1 protein-coding gene is annotated in these 285 nt (G+C 51.9%); it reads right to left on the bottom strand.

The window, feature by feature from the left end; translation table 11 throughout:
* Window positions 1-285, bottom strand: a 285-nt coding sequence (locus tag Q4563_RS19215; RefSeq protein WP_303605650.1) for an SNF2-related protein, incomplete at both ends; no start/stop codon positions are given.

Below are 285 nucleotides of genomic sequence, written 5' to 3'. Positions count from 1 at the left end.
TGCAGCTGGGAGTTACCAAACAAATCGGTATTGCCCGTTTCAATGGCTTCATCAATGTCGTCGTGCTGCAGGATGCTGAAGCGCAAGTTGAAGCGGCGAATCATTTCGACCAGCCACTGGTGCAACAAGTGATCCGGCACCAGTATCAATACTCGCTGGATCCGTTGCTGCAGCAATAGCCGGTGCAAGATCAAGCCGGCTTCGATGGTTTTGCCCAGACCAACTTCATCGGCAAGCAATACCCGCGGAATGGAATCCTGGGTGACTTGTTGAGCGATATACAAC

The sequence above is a fragment of the Gilvimarinus sp. 1_MG-2023 genome (assembly GCF_030548285.1).
The sequence above is the reverse complement of the archived record's forward strand: the minus strand, read 5'-3'. Positions and strand labels throughout refer to the sequence as shown.